Origin of the sequence: Aquimarina rubra (genome assembly GCF_042684305.1) — a bacterium.
Lineage (GTDB): Bacteria > Bacteroidota > Bacteroidia > Flavobacteriales > Flavobacteriaceae > Aquimarina > Aquimarina rubra.
Window position 1 is genome coordinate 438,758 of sequence record NZ_JBHULE010000008.1, and the last position, 23,809, is coordinate 462,566.

Genomic DNA, 23,809 nt, shown 5'->3' on the forward strand with positions numbered 1-23,809 from the left:
TAACCAATTTTTAGTTAAATCGTGAATAGGAAATTGAAAGAAAGGAATAATTCAATGGGTGAGTTCGCTACTGTAGATCAATGCAGTTTAAGAGGGCATTTACGTTGTGTATACACCACCGGAAAAGAAGTATACCGAGATGGCCGTCAGGGTCGCAAAACAATTCATTGGTGGAGAATGTCTTATATCGGCAGAGCTTGTACAAGAAAGTGGGGTAAAGGAGCTGGAGTTTTCTATGAAGCATTATTTGCAGTACCACATTATATCGGGATTTTGATAGGGAATCTAGCGGGTTATCTTATGTTTTTGCTCTTGGGAGCTAAAAAGCGATAATCTCGTGATGATCTAAAAAATAAGGCGCTATATATTTTCTAACAATTTCATGTTAAAAACTTCATTTCTTTTTCTCCTTAAAAAAGGATTTATTTGTTCCCGGAAAAAAAAAGTAGCCATTGGAAGAACAAGTTATTACCACAAAGAAATTTACTCGAAATAATTTCTTTAAAAATACCTATTGCGTATTTAAGGGAGTACGATTAAGAGAAATCTCCAGAAGAAAGCCTCATTATCGAAGCGAATCGGGGAGTACGTATTACTATACTACCAATGGAGTATATAGATTATCTAATCATTGGGGAAGAGCTGCTAAATGTAATTGGAGATTAGTATCAGAAATACCTGTAGAAATAGATGACCTTCGTTTAGGATATGCAGATTGGACGGACTTTAGAGAAAATTTAGATCAAGATGTTGATGCATACTACATTGCCGTAGATTTCGAGACCAAAACGGTAAGTTATAAGCATAAGGATAATCCTAACTATGACAATATAGCAGTGGTACGTCCCGTTGATGCAACCCGTAAATTGATCAAGCAAATCAAAAATCTTTTAGAAGATCATAAATGGGCAAAATATTATGACTATGATGATCTGGATGAGTTTCGAAAAGAAGTGGTTCTTGAACTGGTTAATACAAACAAAACATTAAATGAAATAAGACGAGAATTGGCGGCTTACTAGTTCGTGTTATTCCGGCATCATCACATAACTATCATCATTCGGGACCTTAGGAAATTGTTTGTTGCGCCATCGGTCTTTAGCTTGTTCTAATTTCTCTTTGCTGGATGATACAAAGTTCCAATAAATATGTCTTTCTTCAGGAAATGGTTGACCACCAAATAACAAAAGGTGTGTATTCGGTTCCATAATCACTGAACAACTATCTTCTATTTTAGAAACTAACATATTTCCTGTTGAAATAGTGTTTTCGCAAGCTTGTATTTCACCATCCACAATGCAGATACCAATTTCTCCCTGTAATTCACCTTTGATCTTTAGTTCATATCGTTCAGTGCTTTTTATTTCGACCATAAATAACTCTGAATGCACCGGTAATGGTGATTCTTTTCCGTATCCTTTTCCTGCAATCAATTTAAATTCTGTAGTTCCGTCTGTCCAATGAGGTAAATCAGTTTTATCTAAGTGATGAAATTCTGGGGCAATATCTTCTAAATGTTTTGGTAAGGCCACCCAAATCTGATATCCGTGCGCTAAAAATTCTGAGCCATCCCGCATATCTTTTGGAGTGCGTTCTGTGTGAGTAACTCCTTTTCCGGCTACCATCCAGTTTACAGATCCCGGAGAAATTCGTTGATTCGTTCCAATACTGTCCTGGTGCATTATTTCTCCATCTAACAAATAGGTCAGAGTAGATAAACCAATATGTGGGTGTTGATCCACATCCATATATTTCCCTTTTTTAATCATAGTTGGACCCATATGGTCTATAAAAATAAACGGACCTACCATTCTTTTTTTCCTGAATGGTATCAATCTTCCTACCAGAAAATCCCCAATATCGCGACTTCGCTCTTCAATTATTAATCCTTCACTAGACATTAAAATTTATTTTTTGACGTTAGAATTTCTAAAATACACTTTTTGGCTTGTGCATTACGTTAAATAAATATTAAGTAGTAATACAATAATTGCTTGCGAAGTAGATGAAATTATTTTACTATCTTTTCCAAACCAATCTTAAACAACCTTAAACCAACTCATGGAAATATTCTCCTCGTATAATCTCATTATTGAAGTTTCATTAGTACTTATTTTATCTTTTATCTTTAACGGTATTGCCAAGAAAACGAATGTTCCTGCTGTCTTGATGCTAATTATACTCGGTATTATTATTCAGTATGCTATTAAATCATTTGGAGAAGGAGCCTTTAATTTTTTTCCAATGTTAGAAGTATTGGGAATCGTTGGTTTGATTATGATTGTTTTAGAAGCAGCGTTGGAATTAAAACTGAAAAGAGAAAAACTGGTTCCAATTCTAAAATCTCTGGCTATTGCCTTAATAGGTTTAGTAGCATCCGCTTATGTTGCTGCAGTTGTACTCAAGGCATTAATAGATGGAATGACCTGGCAATCTGCATTATTATATGCAACACCCTTGTCTATTTTATCCAGTGCTATCATTATTCCTAGTGTCGCTGGCTTATCTGAAGCCAAAAAAGAATTTCACGTGTACGAGAGTACGTTTTCGGATATTTTAGGAATTATGATGTTTTATTTTCTTACCGGAAAATTAAATCCCGCAGAAGATGCAGGAGTAACCGGCTTTGTTTTTAATCTAATTATTACAATTATCATTTCATTAATAGCTAGTTACGGAATCATCTTGATTTTTCAAAAAATTAAAAGCCAGGTCAAACTATTTCTTTTGATTGCTGTATTGTTATTATTATATGGTGTCGGTAAAAAGATGCACCTTTCGTCATTGATTATCATATTGATTTTCGGATTGGTAATTGCCAATATGAAATTATTTTTTCAATGGAAGCTAGAAAAACTATTGGATTATGAAAGAGCCAAAGCTATTTATCACGAATTGCACGTAATTACAGCAGAAACAGCTTTTGTAGTGAGAACTTTGTTCTTTGTGATTTTTGGAATTACCATTACGCTTTCTTCATTATTAAACCTAAAAGTTACTTTAATCAGTATTCTCATCATTATATCCATATATGTCATCAGGTATGGATTATTGCGATTATTTGTTGGTAAAGACATTTCACCACAGTTATTTATTGCTCCCAGAGGTTTGATCACCGTACTTTTATTCTACGCCATACCTACAGAAGCTGTGATTCCGGGATTTGAACCGGGTATTTTATTATTTGTAATTATAGGAACAAGTTTGATTATGACTGGTGGAATGATACGAGATAAGAAGATGAAAGGAGTAGCGTTAACACCAGAAGAAATAGAAGCTGCGGCTGATGCAGAAGTGGAATATATCATGAATACCACCACAGATTTAAGTGAAATTGAAGATACTGATACCGGTGATGAAGAGGTATATGAATAAGTAATAGCAATGAAGAGATTACATAGATTAACAGCGATCTTAGTAAAATTGCAGTCCAAAAAGGTAGTTCAGGCTTCGGATTTAGCAGATAAGTTTGATGTGAGTATACGTACGATCTACAGAGATATGTTAGCACTGTCAGATGCAGGAGTACCTATAGGAGCAGAGGCGGGGACTGGTTATTTCTTGGTAGATGGATATTCTCTTCCACCGATTATGTTCACAGAAAAAGAAGCCAATGCCTTGATAACGGCTTCCAAAATTATACATAACAATAATGATAAGTCTCTAATATCGGACTATGACGAAGCAATTGAAAAAGTAAAAGCAATTCTTAATTCGACTCAAAAAGAAAAATTAGAACTTCTGGAACAACGAATTGTAAGCCCTCCTTTTCAAAAACCTCCCACAAGTAGCCATTTATCTGTAATACAGAAAGCCATTACGGATTTACGAGTATTAGAAATTGAATATACTGCTGCATCCCAACAATACACCAAAAGGACTATAGAACCTCTCGGAGTTTATTTTACCAGTACTATTTGGGTACTAATTGCTTATTGTAGATTAAGAAAGGATTATCGCGAATTTAGAACCGACCGGATCATTAATCTTATTGAGACTTCAGAATTATTTCCTCCTAAACTTTTCACATTAGAAGAGTATTTTAAAAAATATATTGAAAATTAATTTCACTACTGACATACCGTTGTCATAGGTCGCTTGTAGTTTTGATTAAAATTAAATCATGTATCACTTAATTCAAACTATTATGCTTAGTATGTTTTTATGCTGTGCAACAACTTTTAGTCAAAACCGAAACCTTATGAAAGACAAACCGTACACAATCGAAGTAGTATTATTTGAAGCAAATCCTGATTATTCTAAAGAAGAAGTAAAAACTGCAATTACCTCTTTAAATGATATCATTAAACTATATGATGGATTTATTGACAGAACTACAGCAAGTAATGAAGATGGTAAATTCATTGACTTGTTATATTGGACAGATATAAATGCTGCCAAAAAAGCCGGCGAGGATATTATGAAAAACCCTGAAGCTGTTGCTATTTTTGAAGTTATCCAACCGGAGACTATGGAAATGTATCATCTGAATGTTTTTAATCAATTTGAAGAATAGTTATATTTAAACTCATTACTATGTTATTAGACTTAAAACCAATCACACAAATAGATAGTATGATTCCCGAACATATTACGAACAGAAAAGGTGCCAGAAGCTTTAAAGATCTCAATTCGGAGGTAATTGAGTATTTGAATAAAGGTTTGGTGGAAACCGCTAATTTAATGGAGTGGTTAGCCGTTGATCAATTAAAATTATTAAAACGAATACTAGATGAATTCAATAAATCTCATTGGTTTGATAGTTTTTATGAGGCTGTTTTAAATCAAAAAAAGCCTAGCGCAAATTCGAATACAAAGGTAATTGGAGCGACTTTTACTCAATTAACTAATGACAGCGAAATTATCGACTATTTATCTAATCATAGATCAGATGTTCCCAGATGCTGGGCCGCACAATATTACGGAGCGATAGAAATGTCCATAACAGAACGATTACATACGATGAAGCCTTTCGCAGCAGATACTCATTTTGGAGTGAGAGAAGTGGCGATCTTTGCTGCCAAAGAGTACATTATTCAGGATTTAGATCAAGCGATTATGATCTTCTCTAATTGGACAAAAAATCCTGATGAGAATGTTAGACGCTATGCAGTCGAGGCAACCAGACCTATAGGAGTTTGGACGAAAAAAATTGATGATTTAAAGGAATCTCCAGAAAAAGCAATAGATATTTTAGAGCCTCTTAAATCAGATACTTCTAAATACGTAAAAGACTCATTGGGAAACTGGTTAAATGATGCAAGTAAAACCAGACCAGACTGGGTACAAAAGGTCTGTAGTCGATGGCAAAAAGAATCTTCTACAAAAGATACAGCCTATATTATTAAAAAAGCATTGCGAACTATTAATAAGTAACTCAGGTTTATTAAAAAATATTGTGGATTTCTCAGAATATCTAAGAATTATTAAATCAAAAATTATAATACTAAAAGATTATTAAAAAATCATTAAATCTTATTCTTTTTAAAATTTATTAAGGTGAATGTTCTTAAGTTTTTATAGCTTTAAACAGCCTTTTATAAGATATTAACAATTAGGTTAATCTCATTAATTTAATAACAAAGAATAGGTTATGAGAGTACTACACGCAAGTTTAGAATGTTACCCTTTAGCAAAAGTTGGCGGACTTGGTGACGTAGTAGGCTCATTACCTAAATACCTGACTGATTTAGGATGTATTACTGATGTCATTCTTCCATTTTATGACAATGAGAAAGTTCATCATTTGGAATACGAAGAAATCTTCACAGGCTCTTTGAGTTTAGGTGAAAATTCATTTGATTTTTCTATTAGAAAATTACTGTCTACCGAATTTGGTTTTCAGATATATCTGGTATATCAGAAAGAGTTATTATACAGACCGGATGTTTATAGTTACGAAGATGATACCGAACGCTTTGTAGCTTTTCAATTGGCAGTTCTAAATTGGGTGTTAAGCGAAGAGATAAAACCGGATATTATACATTGTCATGATCATCACACCGGAGTCATACCATTTCTGGTGTCACAAGTGGATACGTTTCAGAGTTTAATAGACATACCAACAATATTAACAATCCATAACGCTCAATATCAAGGTCAGTTTTCGTATGATAAATTGGATTATATACCGCAATTTGACTTACACAATATAGGTTTACTGGATTGGGATCATTGTATCAATCCATTAGCCACAGGCATTAAATGCGCGTGGACGGTAACAACAGTCTCACCGAGTTATATGGAGGAACTGCAGCATCAGGCTAATGGTCTGGAAGGTCTTTTAACGCATGAAAAGGCTAAATGTATAGGAATTTTAAATGGAATTGACCACGATACATGGGATCCTGAAAAAGATCCAATGGTGATAGAAAACTATGGAGTAAAAAATATAGTTTCCGGAAGAAAAGCTAATAAAAAATGGCTTTGTGAGGAATATGGTTTTAATATAGAAAAACCACTTTTTGCTTTTATCGGACGATTAGTTTATGAAAAAGGTGCGGACTTGTTACCAGACATTATTACTGAAGCCTTACATCATCTGGATGTCAATATCTTAATTCTTGGATCCGGTAATGCTGAAGTAGAATTAAAACTTAAGGAATTGAAAGAAACTTTTCCTAATTCTTACAACACGTATATTGGGTATGATGAAAAGTTATCACACATCATATACGCAGGAGCTGATTTTCTATTAATGCCATCGCGTGTGGAACCGTGTGGTTTAAATCAAATGTATGCGCTACGATACGGATCGATACCGATTGTAAGACGCACAGGAGGTCTAAAAGATACCGTTATCGATATTGGAGATGGTGGTTTCGGAATTTGTCACGATAAGGTAAATGTTCAGGATGTATATAATTCAATCAAAAGGGGAGTTGAATTTTATAATGACCAAAAATATTATAGGAAAACACAAAAAGAAATAATAAAAATTGATCATTCTTGGAATAATTCAGCCAAGCAATACATTGAATTATACAAATCTTTAAAACAACCACAATGATTAACAAAAAAGTCCTCGCAATTATCCTTGGAGGAGGACAAGGAACAAGATTGGCCCCACTTACAGAAAGTAGATCAAAACCAGCGGTATCTATAGCGGGAAAATATCGGTTGGTAGATATTCCAATTACTAACTGTATACATTCTGATATCAAAAGGATGTTCGTACTTACACAGTTCAATTCAGCCTCTTTGAATAGTCATATTAAGAACACTTATATTTTTAGTTCTTTTAGTCAGGCTTTTGTTGATGTGCTTGCTGCAGAACAAACTCCGAATAATAAAACGTGGTTTCAGGGAACGGCAGATGCTGTAAGACAATCCATGCACCATTTTTTGAATCATGATTTTGAGTATGCGCTTATTTTATCAGGGGATCAATTATATCAAATGGATTTTAATGATATGATCGAGGCACATATAGAAAAAGGAGCAGATATCTCTATTGCAACGTTACCTGTTAGTCCAAAGGACGCTACTGATTTTGGAATTCTTAAAACCAACGATGAAAGTTTTATTACGTCTTTTACTGAAAAACCAGATATGGATCAACTACCTGGTTGGGAATCTGAAGTAAGCGAGGAAATGAAAAAGGAAAAAAGAGAATACCTCGCATCTATGGGGATTTACATTTTTAATCGACAATTATTAGTTGATTTGCTTTCTGATCCTACCAGAATAGATTTTGGTAAAGAAATTATTCCGCAGTCTATTGATAGCCATAAAGTCCTGGCATATCAGTATGAAGGCTATTGGACCGATATTGGAACAATATCGTCATTTTTTGAAGCTAATATCGAGCTGGCTAATGATATTCCAAAATTTGATTTATTTGATAATGAACGAAATATACTAACGCGACCAAGAATACTTCCACCATCAAAAATATCCGGTACTCATTTGAATAAAACGATGATGGCAGAAGGTTGTTTGATTCAAGCAAAAGAAATTACGCAATCGGTTATAGGAATCCGTTCCAGAATAGGTAAGGATACAGTCATAAAAAACACTTATATGATAGGAAGTGATCGATATCAGGATTTGGATGAATTGGCAACTGATAATAAGGAAAACAGGCCTTATATTGGTGTAGGCGAAAGGTGTATGATTAATAATACTATTATTGATAAAGATTGCAGAATAGGTAATGATGTGGTTATTAATGGCGGACCTCATCTAGAAGATTTTGATAACGACCGATACGTAATCAAAGATGGTGTTGTTGTGATCAGAAAAGGAGCAGTAATTCCTAATGAATTCAAAATTTAGCTCCCTAAATTCTTAATTTATATCTTAATTTTTTGTGCTTTATGCATTTTTATAAAAATGCTAAGGTGAACTATATCGTTGTAGTATTTTGCGAAAACGTTATTGTTTATAAATTCTTACAATACACTCCTAAATCGTACAAAATATGAGATAAATTTTCATAAATAAATAATAAATTGCTTGACTTGTTATTAAAATACTAAAATCAAATCAATTTAATTTAAAATTTTTCATGTTGAATCAAGAGCGGGTTGTTATTGAAAATGTATCTCCAGAGATTAATAATGGAGCATTTTTTATCAAAAGAGTTGTCAATGAGAAAGTACACATAACAGCAGATATTATAGGTGATGGTCACGATATAGTTCAGGCAAGTATACGATATAAACATAAGAGTGAACGTAATTGGACAGAAACCAGAATGCAACCTTTAGAAAATGATTCGTGGAAAGGAGAATTTGAAGTTCAAAAGCAAGGATATTATACCTATCAGATTCAGGGATGGATTGATTATGCGTTAAACTGGAGACACGGAACTATACGTAAAATTGATGATGGGCAATATGTAAAATCAGAATTATTAGAAGGGAGAGATTATCTACAGAGCTTATACAAAAAAGCGACAGCAGAAGAGAAAAAGTATATCAATGAGTTATTAGATATATTTCAGGATGAAAAACAATATGATACGGCAATAGCCGAAGTAAAGAGTGGTAAAATACACGATCTGTTCTATAAATATCCATCAAAAGGTTTGATGGCGACGTATCAGGATTTACGGGTATACGTGGATCGTGAGAAAGCAAGATTTAGTACCTGGTATGAATTTTTTCCAAGAAGTGCTTCAGAAAAAGAAGGCAAGCACGGAACTTTCAAAGACTGTGAACGGCTTTTGCCCAGAATAGCTGAAATGGGATTTGATGTGTTGTATTTTCCTCCTATTCATCCAATAGGAGAAGTAAATAGAAAAGGTAAAAATAACACTACAGAAGCCTATCATGGAGATGTAGGATCTCCTTGGGGTATTGGTTCTAAAGATGGTGGTCATACCAGTATTCATAAAGAATTAGGTTCTTTAAAAGACTTCAAAAACCTAGTTAAAAAGGCAAAAGATTTAGGATTGGAGATCGCTATGGATTATGCGTTACAGGCAGCACCGGATCATCCATGGGTAAAAGAATTTCCAGAGTTTTTTAAATGGAGGCCAGACGGTACTGTACAATATGCAGAAAACCCTCCAAAAAAATATCAAGATATTCAACCGATTTACTTTGATACTGTCGCATGGAAAAAGATGTGGAAAGAGTTATTAGATACAGCGCTGTTTTGGATAGAAGAATGTGGCGTAAATATCTACAGAGTTGACAATCCACATACAAAACCGTTCCATTTTTGGGGCTGGTTGATCGAGGAAATTAAGAAAAAACATCCAGATGTATTGTTCTTGTCAGAAGCATTTACAAAGTCAAAAGTAATGCAACAATTAGCAAAACAAGGATTTACGCAATCCTATACATATTTTACCTGGCGAACAAATAAGCATGAACTTACAGAGTATGTAACAGAATTGACCACTACTGATCAGAGAGAATATTTTAGACCTAATTTCTGGCCCAATACTCCGGATATTAATCCTTATCATTTGCAAGGGGCCAATGAGGCGATGTATTTAATTAGATATGGATTAGCAAGTACATTGAGCTCTAGTATAGGTGTTTACGGACCCGTATTTGAACAAATGGTTTCAGAAGCTATTCCTGGAAAAGAGGAATATTTAGATAGCGAGAAATATCAAATACGTCATTGGGATTGGAACAAAACAAACAAGCTTACTACGATTATGGGGAGCTTAAATCATATCCGTAAAGAGAACCCGGCATTACAACAAACGAACAATATAAAATTTTGTCATATTGAAAACGATCAAATTATTGCGTTTTACAAATATGACGAAGAAAGAGCTAACGAATTGTTGATTGTAATAAGTTTAGATCCTTATTATTCGCAAAATGGACATGTACAACTACCGCTACACGAACTGGGTATACACGCAGGTCATCCTGTGCAGGTTCACGATCTGATTACAAAAAGTAGTTATCATTGGCATGATGAATGGAATTTTGTCGAATTACATCCAGCGTTGCCTTTCCATATATTTAAAATCACTAAATGATGTAAGCATATGTCTGATACGAACCAGAAAAAAGACCTCAATGATGTATATACTTATAACTCTGATTGGTCTGAATTATTTGAGAATCCCCAATTTATTAAAGAATTTAGCGAAGATATTTTAGAACCTTATATTATCACCAAACGTTGGTACGGTGGTAAAGCTAGTGCTTTAAAATATATAGAGTTAGTAGAACACTTTAGGATTGAGGATGAAAATGATTTATTCTACGGTTTAGTGTTAGAAGTTAATTTTAGAGAAGCATTTGTTCAGAACTATTTTATTCCACTTGCTTTGGTGACTGACCATAATTATGCTCAGGAAGAAATAATTACTAAAATAGAGCTAAATAACAAACAAGGCTTTCTGATTGATGCGACGCTTTTAGAATCATTTAGAAAACAAATTTTTGAAAAAATAATAGAAGGCGCCAAAGCTAAATACGGAGAGTTAGAATTCAGAAGAGGACGAGGATGTAAGGATTACGAATATGTGTCATCAAAAGCAATGGGAGTAGAGCAAAGCAATACTTCGATTATTTTTAACGACAAGTATATTCTAAAGATTTTTAGAAGAATATTTGTAGATCAAAATCCTGATTATGAGATCAATAAATACCTAACTGATAAAGGAGTTTTTAAAAACACTCCTAAATATAGCGGAAGCATTACATTGCGTTTCTCAGATAAGAATGTAATCACTTTGGCATTGATGCAGCGATTAGTTCCAAATCAGGGAGATGCTTGGGAGTATTTCTTAAATCAACTAAAAGGAATTTATGAAACCTTGAACCATGTTCATCCTGATGTCATGCAACTCAAACCTATTGATATGTTTGATAGAATAGATATCAAGGCAATTCCCGAAAAAATCAGAGAATATGTACCTATATCATTTTTTGAAGATATCGTTCAACTTGGACTTAGAACTGCCCAAATGCACGTGGCACTTGGATTAGAAAGAGTGAATATGCAATTTACTCCGCAGACCTATAGTAGTGATTATTCTGTTTGGTTAAAAAACAGGTTGATTTATCAATTCGAAAACCGAGTAAATCTTGTAGAAAACAACCTTCACAAACTAGAAGGGTTACGCCTAGAATTAGCACAAGAGTTTTTAGACAACAAAAAAGTTATACGAAAAAAATTACTTGATTTTGATGAGTCTAAACTAAAAGGCGAGCGTATACGTATTCACGGTGATTTTCATCTGGGTCAAGTATTGGTAGATGATGGAGATTTTTATATCATTGATTTCGAAGGTGAACCGGAGAGTACGATTAGAGATCGAAAAGTAAAACAATCTCCACTTAAAGACGTCGCAGGAGTTTTCAGATCATTTAATTACGCAGTATATTCTACAATATTTAATAATCTCGAAAATTTCAATTATTCTAAAGAAGAGTTATTTCATTTTGCCGATGTTTTGTACAGCTATATGACCGCTATTTTTCTAAAAAAATATGTTAAGTATGTTCAATCACATAATTTAAGCATTGGATATCATAAAGAGATAAAATTTATGCTAGAGTACTGTTTGTTGGAAAAAGCAGTGTATGAACTGGGATATGAGTTAAATAGTAGACCAAGATGGGCGGTGATCCCATTAAAAGGAATTTCAAAAATTATTAATAGCTAACCAAAAATATGAGCAAAGTAATAGTACATAGTTTATTCTCTGAATTTGATATCGATCTTTTTAAAGGTGGTAAGCATTATAGATTGTATGAGAAATTTGGATCGCACATTACTACGGTAGATGGAGTAAAAGGAACATATTTTGCGGTTTGGGCGCCATCTGCTAAATCAGTTTCCGTCATTGGTGATTTCAATTTTTGGATAGAAGGTGAGCATCAGTTGAATGTTCGCTGGGATGAATCTGGTATATGGGAAGGTTTTATACCTGGAGTCGGAAAAGGTAGCGTTTATAAATATAAGATTCACTCTCATAATAACGATATCAAGACCGAGAAAGCTGACCCTTATGCCCGTAGATGTGAACATCCACCTAAGACTGCTTCTGTCGTTTGGGAAGATTCTTATAACTGGGAAGATGCAAAATGGATGAAAAAAAGAAAGAAAAACAATGCTATTGATGCGCCTTTTTCTGTATACGAAGTTCATTTAGGTTCCTGGAAGAGAAGAGTGGAAGAGGATAGATCTTTATCTTATACAGAGTTAGCAGATGAATTGGTTGCCTATGTGAAAGAAATGAATTTTACTCATGTAGAATTAATGCCCATAATGGAGTATCCGTATGATCCTTCTTGGGGATATCAACTTACAGGCTATTTTGCGCCAACATCACGTTTTGGTTATCCCGAAGAATTTAAACTGCTAGTTGACAAATTACATCAAAACGACATAGGAATTCTATTGGATTGGGTGCCATCGCACTTTCCGGAAGATGCTCATGGATTAGGATTTTTTGATGGCTCTTGCTTATATGAACATCCGGATAAAAGAAAAGGATACCACCCAGATTGGAAAAGTTTGATATTTAATTATGGACGAAATGAGGTAAAAAGCTTTTTGATTAGTAATGCAATCTTTTGGTTGGATCAATATCATGCCGATGGTTTACGAGTAGATGCTGTGGCCTCGATGCTGTTTCTTGATTATTCCAGAGAAGAAGGGGAATGGGAACCAAATATGTATGGAGGAAGAGAAAACCTGGAGGCGATTACCTTTATGAAAGAATTGAACGAAGAAGTTTATAAAAGCTTCCCTGATGTACAGACAATAGCAGAAGAATCTACATCGTTCCCAATGGTATCTAAACCTACGTTTATTGGAGGTCTTGGTTTTGGCATGAAATGGATGATGGGATGGATGCACGATACCTTACAATATTTTGCTAAGGAACCCATATATCGGAAACATCACCAGGATGATCTAACCTTTAGTATGACGTACGCTTTTACAGAAAACTTTATGCTTCCCTTATCACACGATGAAGTAGTGTATGGTAAAAAGAGTATTATTGGCAGAATGCCAGGAGATGAGTGGCAACAGTTTGCCAATCTAAGATTGTTGTACAGCTATATGTTTACACATCCAGGTACCAATCTATTGTTTATGGGTGCAGAATTTGGACAACGAGAGGAATGGAATTTCCAAAGTAGTTTGGATTGGCATTTACTACAATATAACTATCATTCGGGTATTAAACATTTAATTACAGACCTTAATCTGTTATATAAAACATATCCTGCACTCTACGAGAAACAGTTTAGTGGAGATGGTTTTGAGTGGATAAGTTATGATGATCACGAGAATTCTGTTCTTGCCTATATTAGAAAGGGAAATAAAAAGAAAGATTCTTTGGTGATCGCTTGTAATTTCACACCTGTGCCTAGAAATAGTTATCGAATTGGGTTACCCAATAAAGGTAAATTGGTCCAACTATTTAATAGTGATAGCAAAAGTTATGGAGGAACAGGAGATTTCGATGTAAGCAAAACCTTAATAGAAGATAAAGATTGGCATTATAGAAGTTATTCTGCTGAGATTAATATACCTCCATTAGGAGCAATTGTATTCAAAATTGAATGATAAGATTAGGTAGAATCAATAAATATTTCAAACTTTTATCTACTTAGATTAAACAAATGTTAATACAATATAGTTTCAAACGTTTTCGTTAATTTTTCTTAATAAATACTCATTAAAAGAGTTTCTTTATTAAGATAGTTATTGTTTTTTTACATAACAAGAAAAAGAAACCAGCCAGCTATGATTACTAATACTGAGTTAGAAATAAAAGGAAACTTATTTCCCGGAAAAATAATATCCTTCTCCCAGAATGTAGATAAAATCAATTTTACAACAGAAAACGGGGTTATTTTACAAGTAACTATTCTTAGAGGAAGTGTTATTCGCTTTAGATATGCTACGGATAATAATTTTGAAAAAGATTTTTCCTATGCCATTAGCGAAGATGGAGCAAGAGGATATAGTAAGCTTGAGGTAGTAGAAAAGGACAAAGAATATCAGATAATCACTTCACGTGTTGTAGTCCATATTCATAAATTAGATTTAAAAATCACCATTCATGATCTGGAAGGGAACATTATCTGCAAGGATGATTGGGGATTTCATTGGGAACAAAGCTATGAATACGGTGGTAACATCGTAAAAATGAGTAAATCCGCTCCGCAAGGAGAATGTTATTATGGTTTAGGAGATAAACCTATGCACCTTAATCTAAAAGGAAAAAGAATAGAGAATTGGGCCACTGATCAATATGCTTTCGGAAAAGATCAGGATCCTTTATATAAAAGTGTACCTTTTTATATCGGAATGTATGAGGAAAGGGCCTATGGTATTTTCTTTGACAATAGTTTTAAAACATTTTTTGATTTCTGTAATGAACGTCGAAACGTAACTAGTTTCTGGGCCCATGGAGGGGAAATGAATTATTATTTCTTTTATGGACCTAACATGCAAGATGTTATTACAAGATATACGGATCTAACCGGTAAACCAGAGCTTCCACCTTTATGGGCGTTAGGATATCATCAGTGTAAATGGAGTTATTATCCGGAAAGTAAAGTAAAAGAAGTCACTACTAAATTTAGAGATTTAAAAATACCGTGTGATGCCATCTATCTGGATATTGACTATATGGAAGGATTTAGGTGTTTTACTTGGAATAAAGAATATTTCCCAGATCCTAAACGTATGGTTCAGGAATTAGCAGAAGATGGCTATAAAACTGTAGTAATTATAGATCCGGGAATTAAAATTGATGATGATTACTGGGTCTATCAAGAGGCTATGGAAAATGATTATTTCTGTAAGCGCGCAGACGGACCGTATATGAGAGGAAAAGTTTGGCCGGGAGAATGTTTTTTTCCTGATTTTACGAACCCTGAAGTTAGAGAGTGGTGGGCAGGATTATTTAAAGAACTTATTGATGAAATAGGAGTCAAAGGAGTTTGGAACGATATGAACGAACCTGCCGTGATGGAAGTTCCCGGAAAAACATTCCCGGATGATGTTCGACATAATTATGATGGCAATCCTTGTAGTCACAGAAAGGCACATAATATTTATGGTACTCAAATGGCGAGAGCTACCTATGAAGGGATCAAAAGATTTGGATATCCTAAAAGGCCCTTCGTAATTACTAGATCGGCATATTCTGGAGCGCAGCGTTATACTTCTTCTTGGACCGGTGATAATGTGGCAACCTGGGAACACCTTTGGATTGCTAATATCCAGGCACAGCGAATGAGTATGAGTGGTATGTCGTTTACGGGTAGTGATATTGGTGGATTTGCAGAGCATCCTACCGGAGAATTATATGCTCGTTGGATACAGTTGGGTGTATTTCATCCTTTTTGTCGTACGCACTCATCCGGTGATCACGGTAATCAAGAGCCTTGGACTTTTGGTGAAGAAGTAATAGATGTTACCAGAAAATATGTAGAATTAAGATATCAGTTATTACCATATTTGTATACAATGTTTTGGGAATATGCAGAAGAAGGAATTCCAATGCTAAAATCGTTGGTTCTTTACGATCAATTAGATCCTCAAACACATTATAGAACAGATGAATTTGTTTTTGGTAATCAGATTCTTGTATGTCCGGTACAGGAACCAAATGCAAAGGGAAGAAGACTATATATCCCAAGAGGAAACTGGTATAATTACTGGACTCGCGAATATGTAAAAGGCGGAATGGAGCAATGGGTAGATGCGGACCTGGACACGATTCCATTGTTTGTAAAAGAAGGAGCGATTATTCCTAAATATCCAATTCAACAGTATGTAGGAGAGAAAAAAATCGAAGAACTTAAATTAGAAGTATATTATAAATTAGGTAATAAAGAAGTATCCAAAGTATATGAAGATGCCCAGGATGGTTATGATTACGCCAAAGGCAGGTTTAGTCTAAGAAGTTTTGCTTTTACAGGGAAGGAAAATGAAATTATTATCCAACAACATAAAAACGGAACTTATATCACCGAATACGAAAGCATGAAAATTGAACTGATTGGATTACCTTTTACTGTTGGAGAAATTGAAATAGATAACGTAGTTGTTCCGCTCAAGGATCTAAAATTTAACTCAAAAGAGAATTCTGTAGTAGTTCCTAAAAATTTTGCAGAACTACACATTATTGCAAAATAAAAACAGTTAATCGATGATTATAGTTATTTATAGATTTTAATTTACAATAGATAGATTTTTATTGAAAAGGATGTGTCGAATTTTGTAATTTTAACATACAAAATTCACATCTATCCATAAATATTATGAAAAAAAGAAAACTAATAGTTGCTTTTGGATCTGTACTTCTTTTCCTTTCCTGTGCAACCAATCCTTTTACCGGCAAACAGACGCTGGCTCTGGTACCTAATTCACAGATTTTGCCAATGGCTTTTCAGCAGTATAATCAGTTTTTAGGTGAGAATAAGGTTGTTAAAGGAACTTCAGAAGCAGAAATGGTAACTCGAGTAGGTCAAAGAATATCCAAAGCATCAGAAAGATGGTTAAATGCTAATGGTTATGCAGGATATCTTAAAGACTATAAATGGGAATACAATCTGGTACAAGATAAAACGGTGAATGCCTGGTGTATGCCCGGAGGAAAAATAGTATTCTACACTGGTATTATGCCAATAGCGCAAAGCGAAACAGGAGTTGCGGCGATTATGGGTCACGAAGTAGCACATGCGCTCGCTAATCACGGTCAGCAACGAATGAGTGCTGCACAGATCCAACAAGTTGCCGGAGTTGCTACTGCAGTTGCTGCTAGTGGACAAGATGAAGAAACTCAACAGATCATTGGTACAGCCTTTGGACTAGGGAGTCAATTGGGAGTGATGTTACCGTTTAGTAGAAGTCACGAAACCGAAGCGGATCGTATAGGATTACAATTAATGGCTATTGCAGGATATAATCCTGATGAAGCTGCAGAGCTTTGGAAACGAATGAAAGCAAATAGTGGGGGACAAGCACCACCGGAATTTTTGAGTACACATCCATCAAACGACACGCGTATTGCAAATCTCAAGGCCTGGTCACCTGCCGCAAAAGCCGAAGCTAAGAAATTTGGTGTGACAACCTTTAAATAATTGTAATTTTTCAATTCTTAAAAAGATTATACCTATTTTAGAAGCTGTTCTGGAACAATCCAGAACAGCTTTTTTAATTCTATAGCATGCGAGAAACATTACCTAAAGGACATAAAAAATTATTAAATGCCTGGGCCTTTTATGATTGGGCAAATTCTGTATATAGTTTAACCATTGCATCTGCAATATTTCCTATTTTTTGGGGAGCACTTACTATTGTAAGAGATGCCGATGATAACATCATTAATGATACAGTTCGTTTTCTTGGCATTGATTTTAATAATGATTCCTTAATTAGTTATGTAACTGCGCTCGCTTTCTTAATGGTATCTATCCTAAGTCCACTACTATCAGGAATCGCCGATTATATTGGAAACAAGAAGAATTTTTTAAAATTTTTCTGCTATTTGGGAGCATTGTCTTGTATTGGTTTATACTGGTTTAGTATGGAACATCTTTGGTTTGGATTATTATGTTACTTTTTGGCATTAATTGGTTTCTGGGCAAGCTTGGTGTTTTATAATTCATATTTACCGGATATCGCTTTTCCGGAACAACAAGATGCTATCAGTGCAAAAGGCTATTCTTTAGGCTATATTGGTAGTGTTGTCTTATTGATTATTAATCTGGTGATGATCTTCTTTTACGACACCTTTGGTTTTGAGGATGAAGGAGTTCCGACGAGATTATCTTTTGTGATGGTTGGAGTATGGTGGATTGGGTTTAGCCAGTATACGTATTATCATTTGCCAAAAGGAAATAAAAAAGACAAGTTAACAAAAGATGTAGTTTTTAATGGTTTTAAAGAACTGAAAAGCATATGGGCTGCGATGCAGCACGATCTTAGACTTCGTAGATATCTTTCTGCATTCTTTGTATATAGCATGGCGGTACAAACTATTATGTTAATTGCTACATACTTCGGAATAGAAGAATTGGATTGGGGAGATCAAGATGCGACTACAGGTTTGATTATTAGCATATTGTTGATTCAATTGGTGGCTGTTTTAGGAGCTTTTCTTACTTCAAGAGCTTCTGCAAAATATGGAAATATAAAAGTTTTGATTTTTATTAACTTTATTTGGATAGGAATATGTGCATTTGCATATACTATTACTACACCTGAAGAATTCTATGTAACTGCTGCCATTGTTGGTTTAGTGATGGGAGGAATTCAATCTCTGTCAAGATCTACGTATTCTAAATTTTTACCGGAAAATGCTGTAGATACCGCTTCTTATTTTAGTTTTTATGATGTCTCTGAGAAAATAGGAATCGTAATCGGTATGTTTTCATATGGTTTGGTTGCGCAATTAACCGGAAGTATCAGATACTCCATACTTTTTCTGATTTTATTTTTTGTGATTGGTGTTCTATTATTATTTAGAGTGCCCCGAAATCAATAATTGTATATTTCCAAATGAATTAATTATTCTCTTATTTGAGGACACTTAAAAAAGTGTCTAACATTACATTTGTACTATAAAAAGTACGTTTTTCACATACAATTTTTGTTCATAAATATCAGATAAAATTAACCTCTAAAAGAAATATAGATTTGAATTATCCGTTATTATTTTACAATCTGTAAAGTAAAATAATTTAAGATTGATTTTTATCTATAATCTTTACACTTTATCTAATTAATGAAATAGTTTTAAACTTATTTTCCAATAAAATATTCAGGTATTGCGATATTTGAGTATAAATTATGCAACCAAATTTTACACATAAATAATAAACTAAAAACTCATGAAAAAACTGATCTTATTACTTGCAGTTGTTCTGCTCGCTTCTTGTTCTGCAAGTCAGAAAACCATTATTGCTGCAAAAAAAACACTAAAAGGAGAGTGGTCACTGGATAAGATATCCTATGATCGTTCTGGAATTTTTGAAGTTACTTTGTATAATGATGCATCGGCGGAATGTCTTACCGGCGGTGTCTGGAAATTTATTCCTAACAATAATACTGGTATGTATACTGTAAACGAAAGTCAGTGTACTTCTACAGGAGCTCGTAACTTTAGATTTACGATTCCGGAGCCTTCAGAAAATGGAGATTATAGTTTTCTTTTTAAACCAATTGATGAAAAGAAAAGAAGCACCAATGATAATAAAGGATATCGAATGACCCTAAAACATTTAGATGATACTACAATGACTTGGACGCAGACTGTAAGTCTGGAAGGAAAACCCTTTGTTATTACTATGAATTTTAATAAACTACAATAACTCAAATCTTTACACAATGATCAAATCAATTTTAAATAAAATAGCAATAGCATGTATAGCGCTAACAATACTAAATAGTTGTGATGCAGTGCAAAATGCAAATAACACACAGAAAGGTGCTGTAATCGGAACAACCGCGGGAGCAGTTCTTGGTGGTGTCATTGGAAATAATGTAGGAAATAAGGAAAACTCTGTATTGGGTGCTGTTATCGGTGGCGTAGTTGGTGGCGTAGCTGGTGGAGTTATCGGAAAACAAATGGATAAACAGGCTCAAAAAATCGAAGAGGAGATTCCCGGAGCAGAAGTTACACGAATTGGAGAAGGAATCGATATTGTATTTGACGAAAACAGTGGTGTTTATTTTGAGACAAACAAATACAATATAAATACTAAATCAAGAGAGAACTTAAATAAATTGGTAAATGTTTTTAAAGAATATCCGGATACCAATATCATCGTAGAAGGACATACAGATAGTTCTGGTGATGATGCATACAATATGGAATTGTCTAAGAAGCGTGCTAATTCGGTAACAAGCTTTTTGATTTCTCAAGGAATCGACAAAAATCGTCTAACTACTTATTATCACGGAGAAACATTGCCGAAATATGATAATGCAACAGCAGAAGGTAGAGCCAAAAACCGAAGAGTGGAATTTGGAGTAGTTGCAAATGACAAGATGATAGAAGATGCAAAGCAGAAAGTAGACTAAGTAATATCTCAGGTTAAAAAAAATCCCCAACGGAACTAAGTTTCGCTGGGGATTTTTTGTGCCCAAATATTTCTATACCCTGAATACAGTGATATGATTTTCACTATTTATGATATGGTTTACAAGGCATGATATCAAGATATTTGTAGTGTTAAATCAAAATAACCTCTTTAAAACCAAAGTCTTGAGAATAGTTTTTTTAGTAATGATATGTGCACTTTTATTGGGTTGTGGTGCTTCAGATAAATTAACCAGAGTTGCAGAGAGTTCAATCAATGGAGTTTGGATACTAAAAGAGGTTAATTTTGACACCGCCGGTAAAGGGACTTATACGATTACTATTTTAGACAACATCCCATTAAAATGCATAGAAAATACAAATTGGGAATTTATCTCCAACAATAACACCGGTAGCTATGCACTATCAGGTTCTTACTGTTCTACAAAAGGTATCCAAAATTTTATTTGGTCTGTTCCTAAAGAAATGTACGGGTTTAACCATAGTATCTTGTTAAAACCTGTCAATGCTAAAATGAAAAGTGAAAAAAATAACAAAGGATATCGGATGCAATTATATGAACTGGGAGAAGATAATATGATCTGGAGTTATGATATGATTGTTGATGGTGAAAAGTTTACAATTAAGCTACACTTTGATAAACAATAGACTTCAAAAAAATTAGAAACCTAAACATATATTTTACAGATGAAACCACACAATATCAAAAACTTAAAGAAACCGTTGTATTTAATAATGCTATTAACAACATTAATTAGCTGTAAGTCTATGAAAAATGCAGAATTAGGAGGCTTTATCGGTGCTGCAGGCGGGGCTATCATTGGAGGAGTAGTTGGAGAAAGCCTAAGCGAAGAGGCAGAAATAGGTGCTGTTATTGGGGGAATCGTTGGCGCTACAGTAGGAAGTATTATTGGAGATCGGATGGATCAACAAGCTAAAAAAATAGAGGAAGAAATGCCAAGCGTTGCTGTAGAAAGGGTAGAAGAAGATATTAATATCGTATTTGATGAAGAGAGCGGAGTATATTTTAAAAGTAATAAACACGACTTAAACGAGTCGTCTAAAGAAACCATTAAAAAATTAGCAGTAATTCTACAAGAATATCCTAATTCTAATATTGTAATAGAAGGACATACAGATAATGTTGGTAAAGAAGAGTCTAATTTTATTTTGTCAAAGTATCGAGCTCAATCTGTAAGGGATTACCTTGTTCTTTTGGGAGTAGAAGAAGAAAGGTTTACAGTAAAATATTATGGAGAATCTCAACCAAAATATAGTAATGATACTCTGGAAGGGAAATCAAAAAACCGACGAGTAGAAGTAACTATTTCGCCAAATGAAGAGTTAAGGAGACAAGCAGTGGCACAAATAAAAGAGTAAGGTCTTGTAATTGAGAATGATAAATCCCGACGTAATACTCGGGATTTTTTTATGCTCAAAATTTATGTATCTTCAATGGATGAATAGTCACACACACATAATAATCATCGGAGGTGGTTTGGCCGGTTTAACGAGTGCTATTCATTTGGCTAAGTCTCAAATACCTGTTGTTATTATAGAAAAAGATGTGTATCCAAAACATAAAGTTTGTGGTGAGTACATTTCTAATGAAGTACTACCATATCTGGATTTTTTAGATATAAATTTGACCCATCTAAAACCCACAAGTATCTCAGAATTAAATATCAGTACTATAAAGGGCAACATGATCAAAAGTAAATTACCCTTAGGTGGTTTTGGAATAAGCAGATATACATTAGATTATAATTTATGGAACTTAGCGAAAAGTCTAGGTGTACAAATGATTAATGATGAAGTTTTGGATATAAAATATAATCACAAGACATTTGAGGTAACAACTGCTAATAATGATGTATTAACCAGTGATTATGTAATTGGAGCTTATGGCAAACGTTCAGGCCTAGATAAAAACTTGAAACGTGATTTTAGTCAAAAAAAATCTCCTTGGTTAGCAGTAAAAGCTCATTATAAAGCCCATTTTGATTCTAAAACAGTGGCGTTACATAATTTTGATGGCGGGTATTGTGGATTGTCTTTGGTTGAGAATAACACTGTAAATGCCTGTTACCTGGTTAACTATAAAAGCTTCAAGAAATATAAGAATATTAAAGAGTTTGAAAAAAATGTACTTTATAATAACCCACATCTAAAAGATTTTTTTGAAAACTCTGAGCTAGTGTTTGAAAAACCTATCACTATAGGTCAGATTAATTTCGATAAGAAAAAACCTGTTGAAAACCATATTTTTATGTTAGGAGATGCTGCAGGATTGATTCATCCGCTTTGTGGAAATGGAATGGCTATGGCGATACAAAGTTCACAAATCTTATGCGAATTATTGGTAAAAAATTATACATCAAATATATATTCTACTAGCGAGATTGAAAAATTATATATCAAACAGTGGAATGAGACTTTTTCAAGAAGATTATATGCCGGTAGAATGCTACAAAAAGTGTTGTTACATCAAGGATTTCAACAAATAGCGCAGAGAGTGGCACAGGTGATACCCTCTATTGTTCCGCAAATTATAAAACAAACACACGGAAAACCAATGGTATGCTAGTAGATCTTTCATATAGAAGTAATGAGGCTGAGCTTATGGATAATCCTGAATTGGATAGTGCGGATCTGAATGTAGCACTTTCTGATATAGCTAGGGTCAATAAATGGTTAGGGGGAAACAATATTACCATAGAAGCAGTACTTAATGAAATAAATAAAAAAGAAGTTACCAAAGAATGGGTTATTGTGGATCTGGGATGTGGGGATGGTGAAATGCTCCGACAGTTAGCAGATGTTTTTAGAAGAAAGAAAGTAAATACCAAATTAATAGGTATTGACATCAATCCAAAATGTATAGAGCAAGCTAAAAAACTAAGTAGTAGTTATCCAGAAATTGAATTTTATGACAAAGATATTTTAACTTTAACAAAAGACGATTTTTATAGTGATATCATAGTCTGCACGTTAACTTTACATCATTTCTCGGATCAAGAGATTAAAAAAGTACTGACGAAAAGTGTAGAACTGGCCGAATCTTCGGTTATTATTAATGATATACATCGAAATAAATGGTCATACTACTTGTTTAAACTATTCAGCTTCTTTTTTATAAAGGGATACATAGCAAAAAACGATGGTTTGGTATCTATAAAAAGAGGGTTTAAAAGAAAAGAATTATTGCAGTTTGCAAAAAACATACAATTGGAAAACTATCAACTACAATGGAAATGGGCTTTCAGATATTGTTGGATCATTAATAGTTAATAAATAAAGGGGAAATAC

Annotated in this window: 21 protein-coding genes; 20 read left to right on the forward strand and 1 reads right to left on the reverse strand. The window is 34.0% G+C overall.

The genetic code is table 11. From position 1 onward, the window contains the following. Nucleotides 1-21 precede the first annotated feature (21 nt). Complete coding sequence (locus ACFSR1_RS06235; protein ID WP_378290704.1) at nucleotides 22-333, forward strand: hypothetical protein; 312 nt, start codon at nucleotides 22-24, stop codon at nucleotides 331-333. A gap of 119 nt (nucleotides 334-452) precedes the next feature. Continuing rightward, a complete protein-coding gene (locus ACFSR1_RS06240) occupies nucleotides 453-1,022 on the forward strand; it encodes a hypothetical protein (RefSeq protein WP_378290706.1) in 570 nt (189 codons plus the stop codon). 6 nt (nucleotides 1,023-1,028) lie between these two features. Here the strand turns inward: ACFSR1_RS06240 and ACFSR1_RS06245 are convergent, their stop codons facing one another. Further along, nucleotides 1,029-1,901: a pirin family protein gene (locus ACFSR1_RS06245; RefSeq protein ID WP_378290708.1), complete on the reverse strand. Its 873-nt coding sequence runs from the start codon at nucleotides 1,899-1,901 to the stop codon at nucleotides 1,029-1,031. 160 nt (nucleotides 1,902-2,061) lie between these two features. Here ACFSR1_RS06245 and ACFSR1_RS06250 point away from each other — a divergent pair, with 160 nt between their 5' ends. From ACFSR1_RS06250 to ACFSR1_RS06335, 18 genes are all read left to right on the forward strand, one after another. Further along, entirely contained in the window at nucleotides 2,062-3,375 is a 1,314-nt protein-coding gene (locus tag ACFSR1_RS06250; protein ID WP_378290710.1) for a cation:proton antiporter domain-containing protein, read from the forward strand. A 9-nt stretch (nucleotides 3,376-3,384) separates the two neighbouring features. Next, nucleotides 3,385-4,065, forward strand: a complete 681-nt coding sequence (locus ACFSR1_RS06255) for a helix-turn-helix transcriptional regulator (protein ID WP_378290712.1) — start codon at nucleotides 3,385-3,387, stop codon at nucleotides 4,063-4,065. 136 nt (nucleotides 4,066-4,201) lie between these two features. Next, nucleotides 4,202-4,516 carry a hypothetical protein gene (locus tag ACFSR1_RS06260; RefSeq protein ID WP_378290714.1) on the forward strand — a complete coding sequence of 105 codons (315 nt, stop codon included), beginning with the start codon at nucleotides 4,202-4,204 and terminating at the stop codon, nucleotides 4,514-4,516. Between the two features lie 20 nt (nucleotides 4,517-4,536). After that, complete coding sequence (locus ACFSR1_RS06265; RefSeq protein WP_378290716.1) at nucleotides 4,537-5,376, forward strand: DNA alkylation repair protein; 840 nt, start codon at nucleotides 4,537-4,539, stop codon at nucleotides 5,374-5,376. A gap of 217 nt (nucleotides 5,377-5,593) precedes the next feature. Next, nucleotides 5,594-7,009, forward strand: coding sequence for a glycogen synthase (locus tag ACFSR1_RS06270; RefSeq protein ID WP_378290718.1), 1,416 nt, complete (start codon nucleotides 5,594-5,596; stop codon nucleotides 7,007-7,009). Further along, on the forward strand, nucleotides 7,006-8,277 hold the full coding sequence (locus tag ACFSR1_RS06275; protein WP_378290720.1) for a glucose-1-phosphate adenylyltransferase: 1,272 nt from the start codon (nucleotides 7,006-7,008) through the stop codon (nucleotides 8,275-8,277). Before ACFSR1_RS06270 ends, ACFSR1_RS06275 begins: the two co-directional genes overlap by 4 nt. Nucleotides 8,278-8,509: 232 nt before the next feature. After that, a complete protein-coding gene (locus ACFSR1_RS06280) occupies nucleotides 8,510-10,450 on the forward strand; it encodes an alpha-1,4-glucan--maltose-1-phosphate maltosyltransferase (RefSeq protein WP_378290722.1) in 1,941 nt (646 codons plus the stop codon). A 9-nt stretch (nucleotides 10,451-10,459) separates the two neighbouring features. Next, nucleotides 10,460-12,088, forward strand: a complete 1,629-nt coding sequence (locus ACFSR1_RS06285; protein ID WP_378290724.1) for a phosphotransferase — start codon at nucleotides 10,460-10,462, stop codon at nucleotides 12,086-12,088. An 8-nt stretch (nucleotides 12,089-12,096) separates the two neighbouring features. After that, complete coding sequence (gene glgB, locus ACFSR1_RS06290) at nucleotides 12,097-14,004, forward strand: 1,4-alpha-glucan branching protein GlgB (protein WP_378290726.1); 1,908 nt, start codon at nucleotides 12,097-12,099, stop codon at nucleotides 14,002-14,004. A 180-nt stretch (nucleotides 14,005-14,184) separates the two neighbouring features. After that, a complete protein-coding gene (locus ACFSR1_RS06295; protein ID WP_378290728.1) occupies nucleotides 14,185-16,590 on the forward strand; it encodes a glycoside hydrolase family 31 protein in 2,406 nt (801 codons plus the stop codon). Between the two features lie 125 nt (nucleotides 16,591-16,715). After that, complete coding sequence (locus ACFSR1_RS06300; protein ID WP_378290730.1) at nucleotides 16,716-17,537, forward strand: M48 family metallopeptidase; 822 nt, start codon at nucleotides 16,716-16,718, stop codon at nucleotides 17,535-17,537. Between the two features lie 86 nt (nucleotides 17,538-17,623). Next, the gene (locus ACFSR1_RS06305; RefSeq protein ID WP_378290731.1) at nucleotides 17,624-18,943 is read left to right on the forward strand and encodes an MFS transporter; all 1,320 of its coding nucleotides are present in this window, start codon (nucleotides 17,624-17,626) and stop codon (nucleotides 18,941-18,943) included. A gap of 346 nt (nucleotides 18,944-19,289) precedes the next feature. Further along, complete coding sequence (locus tag ACFSR1_RS06310; RefSeq protein WP_378290733.1) at nucleotides 19,290-19,769, forward strand: lipocalin family protein; 480 nt, start codon at nucleotides 19,290-19,292, stop codon at nucleotides 19,767-19,769. A gap of 19 nt (nucleotides 19,770-19,788) precedes the next feature. Further along, the gene (locus tag ACFSR1_RS06315) at nucleotides 19,789-20,481 is read left to right on the forward strand and encodes an OmpA family protein (protein ID WP_378291366.1); all 693 of its coding nucleotides are present in this window, start codon (nucleotides 19,789-19,791) and stop codon (nucleotides 20,479-20,481) included. A 184-nt stretch (nucleotides 20,482-20,665) separates the two neighbouring features. Beyond that, the gene (locus ACFSR1_RS06320; protein ID WP_378290735.1) at nucleotides 20,666-21,148 is read left to right on the forward strand and encodes a hypothetical protein; all 483 of its coding nucleotides are present in this window, start codon (nucleotides 20,666-20,668) and stop codon (nucleotides 21,146-21,148) included. Between the two features lie 39 nt (nucleotides 21,149-21,187). Next, nucleotides 21,188-21,880, forward strand: coding sequence for an OmpA family protein (locus ACFSR1_RS06325; protein ID WP_378290737.1), 693 nt, complete (start codon nucleotides 21,188-21,190; stop codon nucleotides 21,878-21,880). 79 nt (nucleotides 21,881-21,959) lie between these two features. Beyond that, nucleotides 21,960-23,087: an NAD(P)/FAD-dependent oxidoreductase gene (locus tag ACFSR1_RS06330; protein WP_378290739.1), complete on the forward strand. Its 1,128-nt coding sequence runs from the start codon at nucleotides 21,960-21,962 to the stop codon at nucleotides 23,085-23,087. Then, entirely contained in the window at nucleotides 23,081-23,791 is a 711-nt protein-coding gene (locus ACFSR1_RS06335; protein ID WP_378290741.1) for a methyltransferase domain-containing protein, read from the forward strand. The genes ACFSR1_RS06330 and ACFSR1_RS06335 overlap by 7 nt, the downstream gene beginning before the upstream one ends. Nucleotides 23,792-23,809: the final 18 nt, after the last annotated feature.